The 18,347-nt window shown below is 43.8% G+C and carries 18 protein-coding genes, 1 tRNA gene and 1 pseudogene; 10 read left to right on the plus strand and 10 right to left on the minus strand.

Features of this window, described 5'->3' with window-relative positions:
* From A3756_RS09480 to A3756_RS09490, 3 genes are all read right to left on the minus strand, one after another.
* Positions 1 to 381: MmcQ/YjbR family DNA-binding protein (locus A3756_RS09480; protein WP_068553366.1), on the minus strand; the 381-nt coding region annotated here is incomplete at its 3' end.
* A 15-nt stretch (positions 382 to 396) separates the two neighbouring features.
* Complete coding sequence (locus tag A3756_RS09485) at positions 397 to 1,128, minus strand: DUF3108 domain-containing protein (RefSeq protein ID WP_068553398.1); 732 nt, start codon at positions 1,126 to 1,128, stop codon at positions 397 to 399.
* Positions 1,129 to 1,227: 99 nt separating this feature from the next.
* The gene (locus A3756_RS09490; RefSeq protein ID WP_068553399.1) at positions 1,228 to 1,992 is read right to left on the minus strand and encodes a YciK family oxidoreductase; all 765 of its coding nucleotides are present in this window, start codon (positions 1,990 to 1,992) and stop codon (positions 1,228 to 1,230) included.
* A 242-nt stretch (positions 1,993 to 2,234) separates the two neighbouring features.
* Between A3756_RS09490 and A3756_RS09495 the strand changes: the two genes are divergently transcribed.
* The gene (locus A3756_RS09495; RefSeq protein ID WP_068510313.1) at positions 2,235 to 2,660 is read left to right on the plus strand and encodes an SRPBCC family protein; all 426 of its coding nucleotides are present in this window, start codon (positions 2,235 to 2,237) and stop codon (positions 2,658 to 2,660) included.
* Between the two features lie 64 nt (positions 2,661 to 2,724).
* Here A3756_RS09495 and A3756_RS09500 read toward each other — a convergent pair whose 3' ends face one another.
* The gene (locus tag A3756_RS09500) at positions 2,725 to 3,474 is read right to left on the minus strand and encodes a phosphoadenylyl-sulfate reductase (protein ID WP_082865177.1); all 750 of its coding nucleotides are present in this window, start codon (positions 3,472 to 3,474) and stop codon (positions 2,725 to 2,727) included.
* 170 nt (positions 3,475 to 3,644) lie between these two features.
* On the opposite strand from A3756_RS09500, the gene thrH reads away from it, so the two are divergent.
* The 3 genes from thrH to A3756_RS09515 all read left to right on the plus strand — a co-directional run bounded on the left by thrH (position 3,645) and on the right by A3756_RS09515 (position 5,562).
* Positions 3,645 to 4,259, plus strand: coding sequence for a bifunctional phosphoserine phosphatase/homoserine phosphotransferase ThrH (gene thrH / locus A3756_RS09505; protein WP_068553400.1), 615 nt, complete (start codon positions 3,645 to 3,647; stop codon positions 4,257 to 4,259).
* Positions 4,260 to 4,380: 121 nt separating this feature from the next.
* Positions 4,381 to 5,325, plus strand: coding sequence for a 23S rRNA pseudouridine(2605) synthase RluB (gene rluB / locus A3756_RS09510; RefSeq protein ID WP_082865178.1), 945 nt, complete (start codon positions 4,381 to 4,383; stop codon positions 5,323 to 5,325).
* 161 nt (positions 5,326 to 5,486) lie between these two features.
* Positions 5,487 to 5,562, plus strand: a tRNA-Asn gene (locus A3756_RS09515).
* A gap of 130 nt (positions 5,563 to 5,692) precedes the next feature.
* On the opposite strand, the gene modC is transcribed toward A3756_RS09515, so the two are convergent.
* From modC to nirB, 5 genes are all read right to left on the minus strand, one after another.
* Positions 5,693 to 6,787, minus strand: a complete 1,095-nt coding sequence (gene modC / locus A3756_RS09520; protein ID WP_068553401.1) for a molybdenum ABC transporter ATP-binding protein — start codon at positions 6,785 to 6,787, stop codon at positions 5,693 to 5,695.
* Positions 6,777 to 7,475, minus strand: a complete 699-nt coding sequence (gene modB / locus A3756_RS09525) for a molybdate ABC transporter permease subunit (protein ID WP_068553402.1) — start codon at positions 7,473 to 7,475, stop codon at positions 6,777 to 6,779. The genes modC and modB overlap by 11 nt, the downstream gene beginning before the upstream one ends.
* A gap of 8 nt (positions 7,476 to 7,483) precedes the next feature.
* On the minus strand, positions 7,484 to 8,293 hold the full coding sequence (gene modA / locus A3756_RS09530) for a molybdate ABC transporter substrate-binding protein (RefSeq protein WP_068553403.1): 810 nt from the start codon (positions 8,291 to 8,293) through the stop codon (positions 7,484 to 7,486).
* 229 nt (positions 8,294 to 8,522) lie between these two features.
* Positions 8,523 to 8,849, minus strand: a complete 327-nt coding sequence (nirD, locus tag A3756_RS09535; protein WP_068510303.1) for a nitrite reductase small subunit NirD — start codon at positions 8,847 to 8,849, stop codon at positions 8,523 to 8,525.
* A 30-nt stretch (positions 8,850 to 8,879) separates the two neighbouring features.
* Positions 8,880 to 11,414 (minus strand): nitrite reductase large subunit NirB, encoded by a 2,535-nt coding sequence (gene nirB, locus A3756_RS09540; RefSeq protein ID WP_068553404.1) that lies wholly within the window; start codon positions 11,412 to 11,414, stop codon positions 8,880 to 8,882.
* A gap of 426 nt (positions 11,415 to 11,840) precedes the next feature.
* Between nirB and A3756_RS09545 the strand changes: the two genes are divergently transcribed.
* The 4 genes from A3756_RS09545 to A3756_RS09560 all read left to right on the plus strand — a co-directional run bounded on the left by A3756_RS09545 (position 11,841) and on the right by A3756_RS09560 (position 15,692).
* Complete coding sequence (locus A3756_RS09545) at positions 11,841 to 13,580, plus strand: bifunctional protein-serine/threonine kinase/phosphatase (RefSeq protein WP_068553405.1); 1,740 nt, start codon at positions 11,841 to 11,843, stop codon at positions 13,578 to 13,580.
* A gap of 113 nt (positions 13,581 to 13,693) precedes the next feature.
* Entirely contained in the window at positions 13,694 to 14,677 is a 984-nt protein-coding gene (gene arsS / locus A3756_RS09550; RefSeq protein ID WP_068510297.1) for an arsenosugar biosynthesis radical SAM (seleno)protein ArsS, read from the plus strand.
* Positions 14,661 to 15,374, plus strand: a complete 714-nt coding sequence (locus A3756_RS09555; RefSeq protein WP_231875514.1) for a TIGR04283 family arsenosugar biosynthesis glycosyltransferase — start codon at positions 14,661 to 14,663, stop codon at positions 15,372 to 15,374. Before arsS ends, A3756_RS09555 begins: the two co-directional genes overlap by 17 nt.
* Before the next feature lie 117 nt (positions 15,375 to 15,491).
* A complete protein-coding gene (locus tag A3756_RS09560) occupies positions 15,492 to 15,692 on the plus strand; it encodes a DUF2788 domain-containing protein (protein ID WP_068510295.1) in 201 nt (66 codons plus the stop codon).
* A gap of 30 nt (positions 15,693 to 15,722) precedes the next feature.
* Here A3756_RS09560 and A3756_RS09565 read toward each other — a convergent pair whose 3' ends face one another.
* Entirely contained in the window at positions 15,723 to 16,640 is a 918-nt protein-coding gene (locus A3756_RS09565; RefSeq protein WP_068553407.1) for a LysR family transcriptional regulator, read from the minus strand.
* Between the two features lie 154 nt (positions 16,641 to 16,794).
* Between A3756_RS09565 and leuC the strand changes: the two genes are divergently transcribed.
* Both leuC and A3756_RS09575 read left to right on the plus strand, forming a co-directional pair.
* Positions 16,795 to 18,216 carry a 3-isopropylmalate dehydratase large subunit gene (gene leuC, locus A3756_RS09570; protein ID WP_068553408.1) on the plus strand — a complete coding sequence of 474 codons (1,422 nt, stop codon included), beginning with the start codon at positions 16,795 to 16,797 and terminating at the stop codon, positions 18,214 to 18,216.
* 5 nt (positions 18,217 to 18,221) lie between these two features.
* Positions 18,222 to 18,347: pseudogene (locus A3756_RS09575) on the plus strand (3-isopropylmalate dehydratase small subunit); the annotation flags it as partial.

Below are 18,347 nucleotides of genomic sequence, written 5' to 3' on the forward strand. Positions count from 1 at the left end.
ATCTTTATACAAAGCTTCTTTTCCATAACTCAGTTCCAATGCTTGGCGTTCGGCTTTTCTCAGCTTTTTTACGACAAGTTTGTAGGAGTGGTCGATCATTCGTTCAATTTCACCGACCGGGATGCTCCCGTCAAGAATTATAGTATTCCAGTGAAGCTTGTTCATATGGTAACCGGGCTTTACTGCTTCAAAAAGGTCGCGTAGTTCGTTTGCTTGATTCGGGTCGCACTTTAGGTTCATTTGGGCAATGTTGTCATTAACGCCAAGCGTAGCAAACATCTTAGCCTTAATTTTCGGAACCATAACATCTGGGCCAAAAGGGTAGTCTTCTCTGGCTTCAGGTTTTGATAGTAAGTACTGTTTTGCTGTCTCGTAGTTCATGCGCTTTGCTCTTGGCTATTTAAAGGTGACTTCTGTGCCGTTAACGTTAGCTGTCTCTAGATGTATTTCATACTCTTCTCCATCTTTCTCTATCTGTGTCATTTTGAGAAGAAGCATAGGGTATTTCTCTGAAACCCATAGGTAGGTCTGGCGTTTGCTGTCATCTGCGCGAACCTTTTTTACGACCAGCGCTTTGGCCTCACCAAGCTTTGTAGTGATTAATTCTTCACCGGTTTTTACGAACGTGCTGGGTCTAAGTTTTTTCTTATGTGCTATTTGGAAATCCAGACGAGGAGAGGGACTGTCTAGCTCTCGTAGAAGTTGCAACTGATAGCTAAGGCGGTCGTAGGTGTTACTGGGTATACCCGTAATTTCCCAATCTGCGCCTTTGCTACGACCATTAACCATATCTGCCTGCCAGTCGAAATGGACCTTGGCTTTTCTATCTCGGCCAAACATGGGGCTAAGTTTATAGTTGTAGCTTTGTGGTAAAAGGCGGCCATCTTCGAAAGTAAACTGGGTGCTTTCGTTTATATCGGCTACAAAAGAGCGGACATTAAAACTATAGTGCCAGCGGTTTTCATCCATTTTCTTCAGATGTCTAACAGCCTTGCCTTTGATTTTGATTCCTTTTTTTATATTAGCGCTATAGGTGGCGCTATGAGGAACCAATTCAAAGGAATGTGTGCTAAAGCTAATGCAGGATAGGCTGCTTAGTAGTAACAAGCTGGAAAGAAAGAACTTCATTATTGTCTCTTACTTATTTTGTTGCTGTTCCTTTAGCTTAGCAGCCGTCTCTAAAAGTGAGGTGACCAATAGATTACCAAGAATTATAGGCCCACTGTGTTATTCCTTTGATCTTGCATTGGATTGAGCGTCAAAAGCTTGTCCCGTTACTTTTTCGCTGTCCTTACCCATAAGATAGAGGTAAACGGGCATGATTTGTTCGGGGCTTGGGTTATTATGGGGGTTTTCAGCAGGGTAAGCATCGGCTCGCATATTAGTGCGTGTGGCGCCAGGGTTGATGCTGTTCACTTTAATAGTTTTATCCGTGCCGTCGAGCTCATCTGCTAGTACCTGCATTAAACCTTCGTTTGCAAACTTACTGACAGAATAAGCCCCCCAAAATGCACGTCCTTTTCTGCCAACGCTTGATGAGGTAAAAATAATAGAGGCATCTTCGGAGTTTCTAAGTAGTGGTAACAGTGTCTTTGTCAGCATAAAAGGGGCATTAACGTTTACCTGCATCATTTTGTTCCAAACGGACACTTCGTATTGCTCAATACTCGTAAGGGATCCAAGCTGCGCCGCGTTGTGGAGAATACCATCGATATGAGTGAATTCAGCATCGATCGAGTTAGCAACGTCAATATAGTCTTTCTCTACAGCGCCTTCCAAATTCATTGGAATGATTGCCGGTTTTGGGTAGCCCTTGGATTCGATTTCGTCATAGACTTTTTCTAGCTTTGAAACGGTTCGCCCTAATAGGATTACAGTTGCTCCATGCTTGGCAAAGCTAAGTGCTGCTGTCTTGCCGATTCCATCACCCGCACCGGTAACTAAAATGACTTTGGATTGGAGTAGGTCTTTCGGGGCTTGGTAGTCAAACATAGGGTTCTCATATTTACGGTTATATTGAAAGGCGTCGTCGTTTCGTGATGCCGCTTGCTAATTCTAGTAAAAGCCAAGCTGCTTAGCCACAAGATTTAACGCAGATACTACCTTTAACGCTTAATTTCTTAAGTAGTCGCTTTTCGCTTTAAAGGCGGGAATATTTATATATAATGACTACGGGTCACGATGACTTTATCGTGTCGCTGTCTATTATTAAATCGCCAAAAGGTAAGTGATGCATGTCTGTTAATACAATAAAAATGAAGCAAATTTTCAATGCGCCCGTCAGTGAGGTATTTGCCACACTTAGTGATCATAATACTTTCGGTAAGATTTGTGGTATCAATATGTCTAGAGTTGTTGATGGTGCTGATGGTGCTAACGGCTTGGGTTCGGTTAGAGAGATCAAGATCGGGATTTTACCGGGCTTTGAAGAAACGATTACTGAGTTTAAACCAGATGAGTTTATTCAATACAAAATCACTAAAGGAAGCCCCATTAAGAACCATGTAGGAGAGCTTAGATTTAGTGAGGAAGGCGGCGCTACAACGCTAGACTACACGATAGAGCTTGAGTCTAAGATTCCACTGACTACCAGTATTATTTCGAAAGGCCTGGAGCAGGGGATCTCTAAAGGCTTGCAGAAGTATGCGCAATCGTTATAGAGAGCAAGGCTCCTTTTAGTTAAACAAGGCCGCTAATTCGCGGCCTTGTTGTATCGACGACGGCTTATTTACTTTCGGTAATGTGTAAGCCGCATTCTTTTTGAGTTGCTTCCTCCCACCACCAGCGACCTTCACGCTCATGCTGGGTAGGCAATACTGCTTTGGTACAGGGCTCACAGCCAATGCTGGTGAAGCCTTTTTCATGCAGCTCATTGTAAGGCACTTCAGAAAGCCTAATGTAATCCCAAACTTCTTTAGAGCTCCAATTCGCAAGTGGGTTGAATTTGATTAACTTACGCTCGTCGCTTGAGTTGCCATGATCAATCTCAATAACAGCAACTTCAGAGCGAGTGCTTGGGCTTTGATCTTTACGTTGGCCGGAAACCCACGCATTCAAGGTACCAAGCTTTCTTTTCAAAGGCTCTACTTTACGAATGCCACAGCATTCTTTATGCCCGTCTTCAAAAAAACTGAATAGCCCTTTTTGCTTAACAAAAGCCTCTAGTCGCTCAGCATTGGGGGTCATTAATTCAATGTCGATGTTATAGTGTTGGCGAACCTTTTCAATAAAGCGGTAAGTTTCTGGATGTAATCGGCCTGTATCTAGCGAGAAAACCTGAAGGTCGTCAGTTAGTCGATGAGAAAGCTCAATCAAGGCAACATCTTCTGCGCCGCTGAAAGAAATTGCAATGTTATCGAAGGTGTTCATCGCAAATTTTAGAATTTCGCGAGGTGATTTACTTGAAAGCTCATCATTTAGCTGCTGAACGGCTTCATCGGTAATTGTGGCGGGGTCGTTAAAGTCAATCGACATTATTTGGTCTCTGTATATGCTTTGTTTTAATACTAATGTGGTATTAGCAATATGAGCTCGATTCTAACGAAGATTTTACATTATGCAAGGCGCTAGCTTTTAGTTAGAATAGCGCTTCGAATTTTCACTATCGAAAGATATTAACCTTTATTATAAAGACGGAGTGCGTCGTGGAATTAGTTTGTCTTGATTTAGAAGGGGTATTGATCCCTGAAATATGGATAGCATTTGCTGAAAAGACCGGAATAGAAGAGCTTAAGGCGACCACTCGTGATATACCAGATTATGACGTATTGATGACTCAGCGCCTTCGTATCCTTGAAGAAAACGGTTATGGTCTTAATGAGATTCAAGCTGTTATCGCTGAACTCGATCCGCTTCCAGGTGCTAAAGAGTTTATTGACTGGTTGTCTACTCGCTTTCAGGTAATTATTCTTTCTGATACGTTTTATGAGTTTGCAATGCCGCTAATGGCAAAGCTAGGCTTTCCAACACTATTCTGTCATAAGCTTGAAGTGGCTGAAGATGGAAAGATTACCGACTATATACTTCGCCAGAAAGACCCTAAGCGTCAGTCTGTTAGAGCCTTCCAATTATTGAACTATCGTGTAATTGCAGCAGGCGACTCTTATAATGACACAACTATGCTGAAGCAGGCTGAAGCAGGCATCCTGTTTAAGTCACCTCAGAATGTGATCGATGAGTTTCCTCAATTTCCAGCAGTTCATGAATATGCTGATCTTCAGGCAGAGATTTTAAAAGTTAGCCTGACGCAAAATTCCTAAGCAATAAGTTCCGGGCTTAGTGACTACGCAATAGTTCCTCAGCCCTGGTTTTTTATTGGCGAATACCCTCTGCTGACCTACAATGGTTGCAGCATATAAATTTCACCTAATGAGCATTTTAATGACCAAGAAGTCAGATACTGATCTACAACAAACTCCTGTCAGCGAAAGCGATCTTGACGAAAGCTTACAAGCTGAAAGTAGTGCCACGGCTCCTGTTGGTGAGCGCCTACAGAAGGTTCTTGCGCAAGCCGGCCTTGCTTCTCGCCGCGAGCTAGAACGCTGGATAAGCCAGGGCCGAGTGAAGGTAAATGGTGAAGTTGCTTCATTGGGCTTGCGGGTTGTACCAAGTGATAAAGTTTATGTAGATGATCGTTTTGTAAAAATGCCTAGAAGGTCTGAACAAGAATATAAGGTTATTGTTTATTCCAAGCCTGAAGGGGTTGTCTGTACACATTCTGACCCTGAAGGGCGACCAACCGTCTTTGATAACCTGCCGAAGCTTGAGGGGCAGCGCTGGATATCGGTAGGTCGTCTGGATATTAATACTAGCGGTTTGTTGATTTTGACAACCGATGGCGAATTAGCTAATCGCTTAATGCATCCATCTTACGGTGTTGATCGCGAGTACGCAGTTCGGATCCATGGTGAAGTCGATGGCGCGATGCTCGAAAGACTTAAGCAAGGTGTGTTACTCGATGACGGACTTGCCAAGTTTACCGACGTTCAAGAATACGGTGGCGAGGGCCGCAATAAGTGGTTTCACGTTGTTGTCATGGAAGGTCGTAATCGAGAGGTTCGTCGCTTATGGGAGTCTCAGGAAGTTCAGGTAAGCAGGCTTAAGCGTGTACGCTACGGCTGTATATTTATGCCAAGTCGTTTAAAGGTTGGCGCCTGGGAAGAGCTTAAGGTTAAGGATATTAACGAATTGCGAGATTTGGTTAACTTGCCTCCTATCAAGCATAGGCAGAAAACTAGTCAGGAAATCGCTAAAGAAAGCAGGGCACACACTAAAGCGGTTAAGAAAGGCGTTAAGCAGGCTCGACGTCCTAGTAAGCGGAGATAGTGATTTTAAAAATCTCCCTAATGTAAGAAAGTTGCTGTAAGCCCCAGATTTTGTTGATTATTTATACAAAAATCACGCTTTTAAGAAATACTGCATTTTCTTTACAATAAAGTGTTGACGACCATCAGTTAAGGCGATAATATTCGCGCCGTTGATGAAGTTCCCCGATAACTCAGTTGGTAGAGTAGCGGACTGTTAATCCGTTTGTCGCTGGTTCGAGCCCAGCTCGGGGAGCCAACTTCATAACCCTCAAGCACAAATACTTCCCTAAAATTTCCCAAAATTTAGATTCTACTAAACACTAAGATACGCGCCGGTGTTTTCGAATTGATGCTTTTTGTTGGTCTGTAAAATGAAGCTTCTGAGACTATTCAACTATTGCAACGGACTTGATTTGGGCCCATACCTTTAGTCCGGCAATTAAATTTAGTTGGTGAACGGATTTTCGAGTTACTCGGGCAATTAACTTGCTGCAACCAATATTTAAACTTACTAAAGCCATAGAAGAATCTTTTTCATCTATTTCGTCGATTACTGCCGGTAATAGATTAAGAATGCTACTGTTTTTCGATTGACTTAAAGTGATGCTGACATCCTTTGCTAATATACGCACTCTAAGTTCTGCGCCATGCGCTAGCCCCTTATTGTGAATCCATATGCGTTCGCCTTCAAAGTCTACGGCTGCGAGGTTCCATTGTTCATCTAGCTCGTTAACTCGCCCTTGGATGATAATACCTGTTTCATTTCCTAAATAGTCGGCTGTCTCTAGATTAGAAAGCACATCTGAAACCTTACCTTGAGTGCTAAGCTTTCCGTTTTCAAGTATTACTAAGTGGTCAGCAAGTTTAGCGACTTCGTTTACCGAGTGAGTGACGTATAAAATTGGTATACGAAATTCTGATCGAATCTTTTGAACGTAGGGAAGGATTTCGAGTTTTCTGGCTTTATCTAAAGAAGCTAATGGCTCATCCATTAATAAGAGTTCAGGCTGAACAAGTAAAGCTCTGGCAATCGCAACTCGCTGGCGTTCTCCTCCTGATAATTCATCGGGCTTCTTGTTTAGAAGAGCTTCGATTCCGAGAATTGAAAGAACATGCTCGATACTGATACGCTTTGCGCTGCTTTTGCTGGCGCGCTTAATAGCATATTCTAGATTGCCTATTGCGCTTAAATGAGGGAATAACTTGGCGTCCTGGAATACATAACCAATTGGACGCTTGTGGGTTGGCAAAAAAGAGGTCGAGCTTTGCCATTCAGCTCCGTTTATGACTAGAGATCCGCTTGCGTGCTCTAAGCCTGCGATGCAGCGTAATAGGCTTGTTTTCCCTGAGCCGGAATGCCCAAAGATTACATTAATTCCGTCCCCTGGAAGCGTGGTGTTGATTTGTAGCTCGAAGGGCTTGCCATTGCGCGGGCTGCGTGTGGAGTGGAGGTTGATCGCGATTGTAGGCTTATACTCCATTTTTCAGTCCACCAAAAAGATTTTGCCTTCTGTTAAAACTGTATAAGCAAAGCAGCACGATAAAGGAAAATATAACCATAATGCCGGCTAACCCGTGGGCCTGGGAGTATTCCAGCGCTTCTACATGGTCATAAATCTGAACAGAAATAACGCGCGTCTCATCCTGAATGTTTCCGCCAATCATCAAAACAAGCCCAAACTCGCCAACAGTATGCGCGAAACCAAGAACTGCGGCCGTTAAAAAACCTGGCTTACACAAGGGAAGGGTTACCGTAAAAAAACGATCAATTGGAGAGGCTCTAAGGGTGGCGGCAGCTTCGATGGCATCATCACCTAGCATTTCCATAGCATTCTGTATTGGTTGCACAACAAAGGGCAGCGAATAGATAATTGAGCCAAGTACAAGCCCCCAAAATGTAAAGGGGAGCGTGCCAATGCCCAGACTCTGGGTCATTTCACCAATATACCCGTTTGGTCCCATTGCGATCAAAAGGTAAAAGCCTAGTACCGTGGGGGGTAAAATTAAGGGTAGAGAGACCAGGGCAGATACAGGTACTTTTAGCCAAGATTTTGTGCGGGCAAGCCACCACGCAAGTGGCGTGCACATGACTAATAAGCTGATCGTAACAACTGTAGCAAGTTTTAATGTGACTAATATGGCTGAATAATCTGCTTCAGAAAAAAACATATCGCTGCTTAATTGTGCTGATTGTCTAGAGTGATGTCGGGCACGTTATACGAAAAGCCTTGTATTATCTCCCTAGCTTTGCCTTGTTTAAGATAGTTATAGAAAGCAATGGCAGCAGGGGACTTGTTTGCTCGACTTAGTAGAATAGCATCCTGCTTTATCGGATCATATAGCTCAGAGGGAATAGAAATACATGCTTCTGACTGAATATTGTCTGAAGAGTTTGCTTGAGCTTTTGCAATAAAGGCTAGGTTAACGTTACCACTGATCAGAAACTGGAAAGTTTGCGCAATATTCTCGCCGCGAATCCATTTGTTACGATCAGTTTGGTCTATTTCAAGTTGTTCTAATACTTGTTGGGCAGCGCGTCCATAAGGGGCAAGCTTAGCATTAGCTAATGCTATTTTCTTAATCTGCGGCGCTTTTAGTATATTTGACAAACTGGCGTCAGAAATAGGGGTGTTAGCGCATAGTGCCAGCCGTCCGATCGCATAAGTGAACTGTGACTCTGGTAGGGTAAGGTGCTTAGCGCTGAGGAAGTGTGGTGACTTTTGATCGGCCGACAAGAATAGCTCGAAAGGAGCGCCGTGAGTAATTTGTGCGACCAACTTACCCGACGATCCATAGGAGGCATGGATCTTGTGCTTGCTTTCACTCTCAAAGTTTTTAATTAAAACTTTGGCGGTGGAGATAAAGTTAGAGGCAACCGCGATATTGGCGCTTTCGCTCCACACCTTTGTAGAGCAGGAGAAAATAACCAGGCTTGCCAGAAAAGCTTTGAGCCAGCTTATTGGGTAATTGAATATAGGTGTGCGCATCTAAGGTCTGAAACAGCTGCTATTTGTAAGTGTTGGCTTTGGTTAAAAGCGCATATTGAACGATTGCACTGATTTCAGCAAGTTTATGATGGGGGTTAAAAAAGAAGCCCCTTTCGGGGCTAAACCTTGCGACATACAAGGGAAAGAATGTATGGGGTGGGAAGACTGTTTTACGACCTCGTGAGTCCAGCCAACACACCCCGCTTGATAGAACTTTTTTGCTTGCTGCCTAGGCTAGCAAGACCGAATCGCCTTCGAGTTTAACTGGGTAAACAGTTACAGATTTGTCTTCTTCCTCAAGGCATTCGCCTGTCTTAAGGTCAAAGTGCTGTTTGTATAGGGGAGAAGCAACCACGTACTTGCCGGTTAAATCTCCAACAATCCCGCGAGAAAGAACATTTGCCTTACCGCATGGGTCCCAGTTAGATATTGCGAAAATCTTTTCTTCGCTGCTCGGTATGTAGAAGATCGCAACTTGCTCATCGTTTACTAGCGCGCATACGCCTGAATTTTCTACAAGATCGTACTTCGTACAGATAACTTCATTAAGTGCCATTTTGATTTTCTCCTATCTGTGAGTACTGGATTAAGCTGACTTAGCGATTAATTTTGATTTTTCGTCTTCGCTAGCAGGTCTTACTTGACCACGCTCTTCAACGAAAACAACGTTACTATCTTCTTTATCAGAGTTAACAAATTGACGGAAGCGACGTAGTTTTGTTTCGTCTTCGACCGTAGTTTTCCATTCACACTGATAAGTATCGACAACGCTTTGCATCTGAGCTTCAAGTTCAGCTGCAATACCAAGGCTGTCTTCAATAATAACCTCACGAAGGTATTCGATACCGCCTTCAAGGTTGTCCATCCATACAGATGTTCTTTGTAAGCGGTCTGCTGTTTTGATGTAGAACATCAAGAAGCGATCAATATATTTAACTAGCGTTTCGGTACTGATATCGGTCGCAAACAGATCAGCATGTCGTGGCTTCATGCCGCCGTTTCCACAAAGGTAGAGGTTCCAGCCGTTTTCAGTTGCAATGATGCCAACATCTTTACTTTGCGCTTCTGCACACTCACGAGTACAGCCGGATACTGCCATTTTTAGCTTGTGCGGAGTACGCAAACCTTTGTATCGGTTTTCGATATCGATTGCTTGACCCACGCTATCCTGAACTCCGTAACGACACCAAGTTGATCCGACGCACGACTTAACGGTACGTAAGGACTTACCGTAGGCGTGACCCGTTTCAAGGCCTGCAGCAATTAATTCACCCCAAATAGTGGGTAGGTCATTAAGTTTGGCGCCAAATAAGTCTATACGCTGCCCGCCCGTAATCTTTGTATAAAGTTTGTACTTTTGGCCTACTTGACCGATAGCGATCAGTTGCTCAGGCGTAATCTCACCACCTGGTACACGTGGGACAACTGAATAGGTGCCATCTTTTTGCATGTTTGCAAGAAAGGTATCGTTGGTATCCTGCAGGCCTGTATGTTGCTCTTCTAGAATGTAATCATTCCAGCTAGCTGCAAGCATATTTGCTACCGCAGGCTTACAAATATCACAACCAAGGCCGGTACCGTGTTTTTCTACCAGTTCGCCAAATGACTTGATACTACCGACACGAATTAAGTGATATAGCTCTTCACGCGTATGAGGGAAGTGTTCACAAATGCTTTTATCAACCGTAACGCCGCGCGCTTCAAGCTCAGTATCAACAACATCCTTAAGAAGTGCTGCGCAACCGCCACAACCGCTAGCTGCTTTGGTTTCACCTTTTACATCACCTACGCTGCAACAACCGGAATCAAGAGCGTTAATAATGTCGCCTTTACTAACGTTTAGGCATGAACAGATTGTTGCTTCCATTGGTAGTGCTGAAGCACCTAGCGCAGGACCACCCCCTTCAACATTCGGTAGAATCATTCCTTCAGGGTTTTCGGGAAGCTCGATACCGTTCAGGTAGTATTGAAGAAGTGTGTCGTAATCTGAACAGTCGCCAACTAGTACTGCACCTAACAGTGTATTGCCGTCTTCAGATACGATGATTCGCTTATAGATCTCTGAGTTTTCGTTACTGTAGACGTAAGCGATTGAGCCGGGCGTTTTACCATGGGCATCGCCAATTGAGCCGACGTCAACACCCAGAAGCTTCAGCTTCGTGCTCATGTCTGAGCCAGTAAACGAAGGTTTTTCGTCGTCGTCGGAGAATTGCTGAACAGCAACTTCTGCCATTCTATAACCGGGCGCAACCAGTCCGTAGATCATGTTGCCATATAGAGCACATTCACCTATAGCAAAAATGTTCGAGTCAGAGGTTCGGCAGTGGTAATCGACAACGATACCGCCACGCTCACCAACTTCTAACCCGGTTTTACGTGCTAACTGATCATAGGGGCGAATGCCTGCAGAAAATACGATCATGTCAGTATCAAGATGCGTGTCATCTGCGAAGTTCATTCGCAGTTTTGTGTTATCACCTTTGTTATCGATAAGCGTAGTCGCTTTTTGGGTATGTACTTGAACACCAAGCGCTTCGATCTTACGTCGAAGCATCTTGCTGCCGCCATCATCTAGCTGAACACCCATTAAGCCGGGAGCAAACTCAACAACGTGAGTTTCAAGCCCTAGATTTTGAAGTGCGTTTGCACACTCAAGACCAAGCAGACCACCACCTACAACTACACCAATTTTTGAGGTCTGGGCATGTGATTTAATTTCACCCAAGTCATCAATTGTTCTGTAGGTTAGGCATTCTTTGCTTTCAGAACCTTTGATAGGTGGTACAAAAGGATAAGAACCAGTTGCCAATACTAGCTTGTCATAATCGAAGCGTCGCCCGCTTTCAGTGATAACAATTTTGTTTTTACGGTCTATATCTGTAACGGCATCACCAAAAATCGCATCAACACCATTATCTTTGTAGAATTCGCGGGTTGTTAGTGCTAGATCTTTTGGCTCTTTGCCAGAGAACACTTCAGAGAGATGTACCCGATCGTAGGCTGGTCGCGTTTCGGCGCCTAGTACTGTAATGTGCGCTCCAATTTCGGATGCAATCATTTGGTCAACGAAGTGATGACCCACCATGCCGTTACCGACTACAACAACTCTACTATTCTTCATTCTATGGCCTCGTATGTCTGAGAATCTGCGCATACGCTGTGCTTATTTACTAGTGAAAAGCTTTAGCGTTACTCAATGCTTGTTTACGCAATTATCTGTAATTAAGCATGAGCTGTGCCAAGTATCTAAATAATTTCATAGGGTATTGAAATAAAAAGGAAAAAAATTCTTAAGTTCGTGTTTTATAGCCAGGTTTTGAGCGTTTGAGAAAAAACGCGTGCTTTAAAGTGGTGCAGCTAAAAAATGCTGTTTTCCGCCTTGGTTGGTAATGGTGCATGACTATGCGCTGAGTTCAATCCTAAGGCTGTATATTGCGTTCGTTTTTACATATGCCGTTGAAAATTAAGATTTTAATCTAAAGGGGGTGTTATTTTGCTACTTATTGGCGCAATAATACCCATAATAAATAAGTGAGTGAAATATCAGATGCATCTAGAAAGCGGGCTTCGTACAAGTGCAGGGCAAATATCAGTAAAGGGCTTAAAGCACCAAAATGAAGATTCTGTCGGAATATACGTCCCGAAAGAGCCTCTATTAACTGTAAAGGGAATGGTTGCTATTGTTGCCGATGGAGTCAGTAGTGCAGAGGCGGGCAAGGAGGCAAGCGAAACCTGCGTTAAGAACTTTATCTCCGACTTCTTCAGTACACCTGACTCCTGGACAGTTAAAAACTCAGCTCAAAAAGTATTAACGGCTTTGAATCGTTGGTTATATGGGCAGGGGGTTGGTTATCTTCAGGCTGAGCATGGCTATATCAGTACAATGTCGACCTTGGTTATCAAGTCGCGTGTCGCGCATATATTTCATATCGGCGATAGCCGAGTGTACCGGCTTAGAGGGAATAACTTTGAGCAGCTCACGCATGACCATTCCGCCAGAGTAAGTAAGGATTCCACTTATCTTACTCGTGCAATGGGAATGGATTTAATGCTTGATGTCGACTATTACTCGGAGGATGTCGAATCTGGTGATATCTTTTTTCTGAGTACCGACGGTATTCATGATTTTATCAACGATAAACGTATAAAAGAAGTCATTGCTAAGGCGGTTGATTGCAAGTCGGATGAATTTACCGGGCTTTGTGAGAGCTTGGTTGATATTGCACTCGAAAACGGCTCCGATGATAACTTGAGTTGCCAGATTGTCAGAGTCGATGCTTTGCCTTGTCCAAATGCCGAAGATGCCTACGTAAAGCTTTCGGACTTACCCTTCCCACCAGAGCTTTCCCCTGGAATGTCTATTGACGGCTACCATGTGATAAAAGAGCTACATGCCAGTAATCGATCACAAGTATATTTGGTAAAAGATCATAACACTGACAAGTTACATGCTATGAAAACGCCTTCAGTGAATTATGATGATGATTTGGCGTACAAAGAGCGATTTGTATTGGAACCCTGGGTAGCTGACCGTATTAACAGTAAGTACGTAGTAAATATTCATGAAAGTGAAAGAGGGCAAAAGTTCCTTTATTACGTTTGTGATTATGTTGAGGGCCAAACGCTAGCTGAGTGGATGAAAGCAAATCCAAAGCCCGGTATCGAAAGAGTTATGTCGATAATTCATCAGGTAGTGAAGGGTGTTCGTGCAATGCATCGTAAAGAGACTTTGCATCAGGATATCAAGCCTGAAAATATTATGGTCGATAATGAGGGCAAGGTAACGATTATAGATTTTGGTTCCTGTTTTATTGCGGGCGTTGCTGAAATCGAATCGCCCTTTGAGCGCGAGCAAGTGCTGGGGACCGACACTTATGGTGCTCCTGAATATAAGTTGGGAAGAAAAGCGTCTTTAAAGTCCGACATGTTTTCAATCGCTGTTGTGCTTTACGAAATGTTGACCGGCCAACAACCTTATGGTGCGAAGTTTGAGACCAGTCAGTCTACCAATGAATTTTATCGACTAAAATATCAGCCAGCTCGAGAGTTTAACCCAATGGTTCCCGAATGGATGGATGGTGCGATCGAAAAAGCTTTACAGATTTCTACAGAACTTCGATATGATGCCTTGTCAGAATTTATTTATGATCTCGAACATCCTAATTCGGAGTTTATGGATAAGGCCCATATACCACTTGCAAAAAGAAATCCGCTGCGGTTTTGGCAAAGCATCACTGCAATCATGTTTGTTGTAGAATTGGCCACACTCTGGCTTTGGCTGGGGTAATGCTTTTTAGGCATCCTTTGCCCGCATTTTTATAGAATTAATACGATTGATATGGAACCTATGGCGCGGATTGTAGTCCTAAGAGATCATATCAATACAAAAACAGGATCTTTATGTTAGATAGCCGCCCTTTATTGGTCGAAACGCAGTTCCCTTCGCTTAAGCGAAATAGGCTAGAAACTTTACAGGTAAATCTGGGATACCTATGTAACCTTAGTTGTACGCACTGTCATGTTAATGCAGGGCCGACCCGTAAAGAGCTAATGAACAAATCAAATATCGACTTGGTATTGGCTTTGTTGAAAGAAAAAGACATTTCACAGCTGGACTTAACGGGCGGCGCACCGGAAATGAACCCTTATTTTCGTTACTTGGTCGAAGAAGCAAGGTCACTGGGAGTGCATGTTATTGATCGCTGCAATTTGACGATTCTGCAAGAACCTGGCTATGAAGACCTTGCTGAGTTTCTGGCTGCTAACGAGGTGGAAGTTGTCGCGTCTCTACCTTGTTACACGAAAGATAATGTCGACCAACAAAGAGGGAAAGGTGTTTTCGAAGATAGCATCAAGAGCTTAAAGCTCCTAAACAAACTAGGTTATGGAGTCGAAGGGAGCGGCTTGACCTTGAGTTTAGTTTATAATCCTGGTGGTCCGTTCCTACCTCCTCCTCAGCAACAGCTAGAGCAGGATTATAAAAAAGAGCTCTATGAAAATTTCGATATTCTCTTTGACCAACTTTTCACAATAACGAATATGCCTATTTCTCGCTTTGGGAGCGTGCTTTTGTCCAAGGGCGAATTTCATAACTATATGGATCTATTGAAAGAGTCGTATGCAAAGGAAAACCTTACCTCGGTAATGTGTCGCAGCTTGATAAGTATTGACTGGCAGGGCCATGTGTTTGATTGTGATTTCAATCAGATGCTTGATATGCCAATGCTTAGACTGGAGGGAGGATTGATAGCATCTGATAAAAATAGAATGCATCTAAGCGATATTTTAGGGCAGGCTATAGAAGGTTCTACGATAGTTGTGGCAGACCACTGCTATGGTTGCACTGCAGGACAGGGGAGTAGCTGCGGTGGCGCACTCGATTGACCTGAGTATTATTGTTCCCGTATTTAATGAAGCTGAAAATATTGAGCGTTTATTACGCAAGCTCAACACTCTCGCTAGTAAGCGCTGCGAAGTGCTGCTGGTCGATGGCGGTAGTACTGATGGTAGTGGCGAGATAATTTCTTCACTTATAAGTGAGCTAGATATGGATGCTCATTTAATTCGCTCAAAGTGTGGGCGTTCCGCACAACAGAATGCTGGTGCAGAGTTAGCTCAAGGGCGTCTTCTTCTGTTTTTGCATGCAGATACGGTATTACCAAGTAAAGCTATTAACATGCTACATGGCGCAATCTCATCCGAACCCGTTTGGGGGCGCTTTGATATTCAGCTCGATAACTCTGCCGCGATATTTAAGGTAATTTCTTGGTTCATCAATATTCGCTCACGGCTTACAGGTATAGCTACTGGAGATCAGGCGATATTTGTTAGCGCCTGCCTTTTTCGGAAAGTAGGCGGCTTTCCAGATCAGCCTTTAATGGAAGATATAGAGTTAAGCAAACGCTTAAAGCGTTCTGCTCCGCCCTTATGCCTAAAAGATCAGGCCATTACTTCAGCACGCAAGTGGGAAAAAGAAGGGGCAGTAAAAACCGTATTATTGATGTGGAGGCTACGTGCGGCATACTTTCTTGGTGCAAAACCTGAGCAGCTTCACCGCCAGTATTATAAAACCAGAGCCTAATCTAGTCTGAATACTCTAACTTATTAAATTAACATTAGTTTTCTTGAACGAAACAGCTAAGAGCAAGTAGAATCGCGCGCTTTGTTTCGCACAGTATTAATGTTAAGAGGTAAAGTCATGAGTGTTGAGCAGTTTGAGTCTATTTCGTTATATGTTCTGGTCACTGCGCTAATTCTTTATATGGGATATATTGTTTGGGACTTGGCTAAACGCTCAAATGCCGGTAAATTCGGTACATTTATCCTGTTCTTTGCGCTTGGTTTGGGGGTATTTGGTTTTGTTGCGAAAACAGTTATTGTTGAGATGATGAATCTCTAACGGTGCGATTGCCTCGGTACGTTAACCAATTTAAGTTTTTTGTACTGATACCTGCCGTCCCCAAATGGATTCAGCCACTTCAATAAAGGCTTTTGCAGCGTTGCTCATACTCTTTTTTCTGAAACTCACGGCGCCAAGATTTCTGGTCAATTCCGATTCGGTGCCGTAGCTATTCGAAAGATCGATCGGTAATACTTTCAGCTCTTCATCAATCATCGTGTTTGGCAGCACGCTCCAACCCATGCCTACTCCGGCCATCATCTTCATGGTTTCTAGATAGTTCGTTGGAATGCTCGCGTTTAGCATTAATTTCGATTGATGAAACATAGCTTCGACGACGCGGTAAGTGAGCGTGGATCGTGAGGGCAGAATTGCGTTGTGCTTTGCAAGGTCAGGGGGTGTTACGCTTGTTAAGCTGGCAAGCTCATGATGTTGGCTACAAATAAAGCTCATAGGGTCGCTCCAAGAAAGGTGACATATATAGTCGTCACTTAATTGGTCCGGGATGGTAATAAAAGCAATATCAGCCTGATTATCTCCTAATATTGGGTAGGCGCTTTCGGAATCAAGAAAGTTAAGCTTAAGGTCTACTTCTGGATAGCGCTTGCTAAATTCTTTCAAGATTAACGGAAGTCGGTGTAGGCCTATATGATGACTGGCCACAATTCTTAACGCGCCTTCTACATTGTGAGATAAATTCTTGATTGCATGCTTTGCGTTATCAATTTCATGCAGGATGGACAGAGCGTGTGGATACAGCGCTTCGCCAGCCTCGGTTAACAGGAGGTCGCGCTGCAAACGCTCAATGAGTTTGCACGAAAGTTGACGTTCTAGTCCCTGAATTCTCTTTGTGATGGCGGGCTGAGTAAGTGATAGACGTTCGGCTGCTTTAGAAAATGAGCGCTCTTTGTAAACTGTCACAAATGCTAATAAAGAATCTATATCCATTTTGTACCTTTCCTTAACAGGTATTCCAAATTGGAATCAATAATATAACAAATATGAATTTGTTTTATTTGATCTGGGATAATATTATTAGTGCACGCTTGATATCAAGTATCAGGCATCAAATTTTAGGCCTTAAGCAACACTGGAGTACGTTATGGCTGGTAGAACGCTATATGACAAATTGTGGGATTCCCACTTGGTTAAGCAGCGTGAAGATGGTTCTTCACTAATCTATATCGATAGACAACTTCTGCACGAAGTAACGTCACCGCAGGCTTTTGAAGGCTTACGTCTGGCTGGTCGTCCTTTATGGCGAACTGATGCTAATATCGCGACACCTGATCATAACGTCCCGACAACTGACAGAACTGGCGGAATTGAATCTATTACCGATGAAGTTTCACGTATCCAGGTACAAACCTTGGATGACAACTGCGAAGCTTTCGACGTGCTTGAATTCAAAATGTTAGACAAGCGCCAGGGCATTGTGCACGTAATAGGCCCAGAGCAGGGCGCTACCTTGCCGGGCATGACGGTTGTTTGTGGTGATTCCCATACCTCTACCCATGGCGCATTCGGTGCCTTGGCTCACGGTATTGGCACCTCTGAAGTTGAGCATGTTATGGCCTCCCAGACCCTTGTTCAGAAGAAGATGAAGAACATGCTTGTACGTGTGAACGGTTCAGTTGGCGAAGGTATCACAGGTAAAGATATCGTTTTGGCTATTATTGGCAAAATTGGTACGGCTGGCGGTACAGGTTGCGCAATTGAGTTTGCAGGTAAAGCAATTGAAGAGCTGTCTATGGAAGGGCGAATGACCGTGTGCAACATGGCTATCGAAGCTGGTGCACGTGTAGGTGTTATCGCAGTAGATCAAACGACCGTCGATTACGTAAAAGGCCGTTCATTCGCGCCAAAAGGCGAGATGTGGGACGCCGCAGTCGAAAACTGGAAAGACTTGCACAGTGATGACGATGCTGTCTTTGATCAGGTTGTCGAGCTAGAGGGCTCTGAAATCAAACCTCAAGTTACCTGGGGAACCTCTCCTGAAATGGTGCTTCCGGTAGATAACAATGTGCCTAACCCTGACAACGCTAGTGATGCAGTTGAGAAAGAGGGCATCGAGAAAGCGCTTAAGTACATGGGCTTGGAAGCAGATATGCCTATTACTGACATTAAGCTGGACAGAGTATTTATTGGTTCTTGTACTAACTCAAGAATTGAAGATATTAGAGCGGCAGCAGAAGTGGTCAAGGGGCGCAAGGTTGCAGACTCTTTAACGCAGGCGCTGATTGTTCCAGGCTCTGGCTTGGTCAAGGAGCAAGCTGAGCAAGAAGGGCTGGATAAGATTTTCTTAGAAGCCGGTTTTGAATGGCGTGAACCGGGTTGCTCAATGTGCTTGGCAATGAATGCAGACAAGTTGGGTGAAGGCGAGCATTGCGCTTCAACTTCAAACCGTAATTTCGAAGGTCGCCAAGGCTTTGGTGGTCGTACGCATTTGGTTAGCCCTGCCATGGCCGCTGCGGCTGCCATAGCCGGTCACTTTGTTGATGTACGTGAATTTATTAAGGGGTAAAAGCGATGAAAAAGTTTACACAAGTTAAAGGTATCGTTGCTCCGATTGATCGTGCCAATGTCGATACCGATATGATTATGCCAAAGCAGTTCCTTAAGTCGATCAAGCGCACGGGCTTTGGTATTAACTTA

Source organism: Oleiphilus sp. HI0086, from assembly GCF_001635225.1.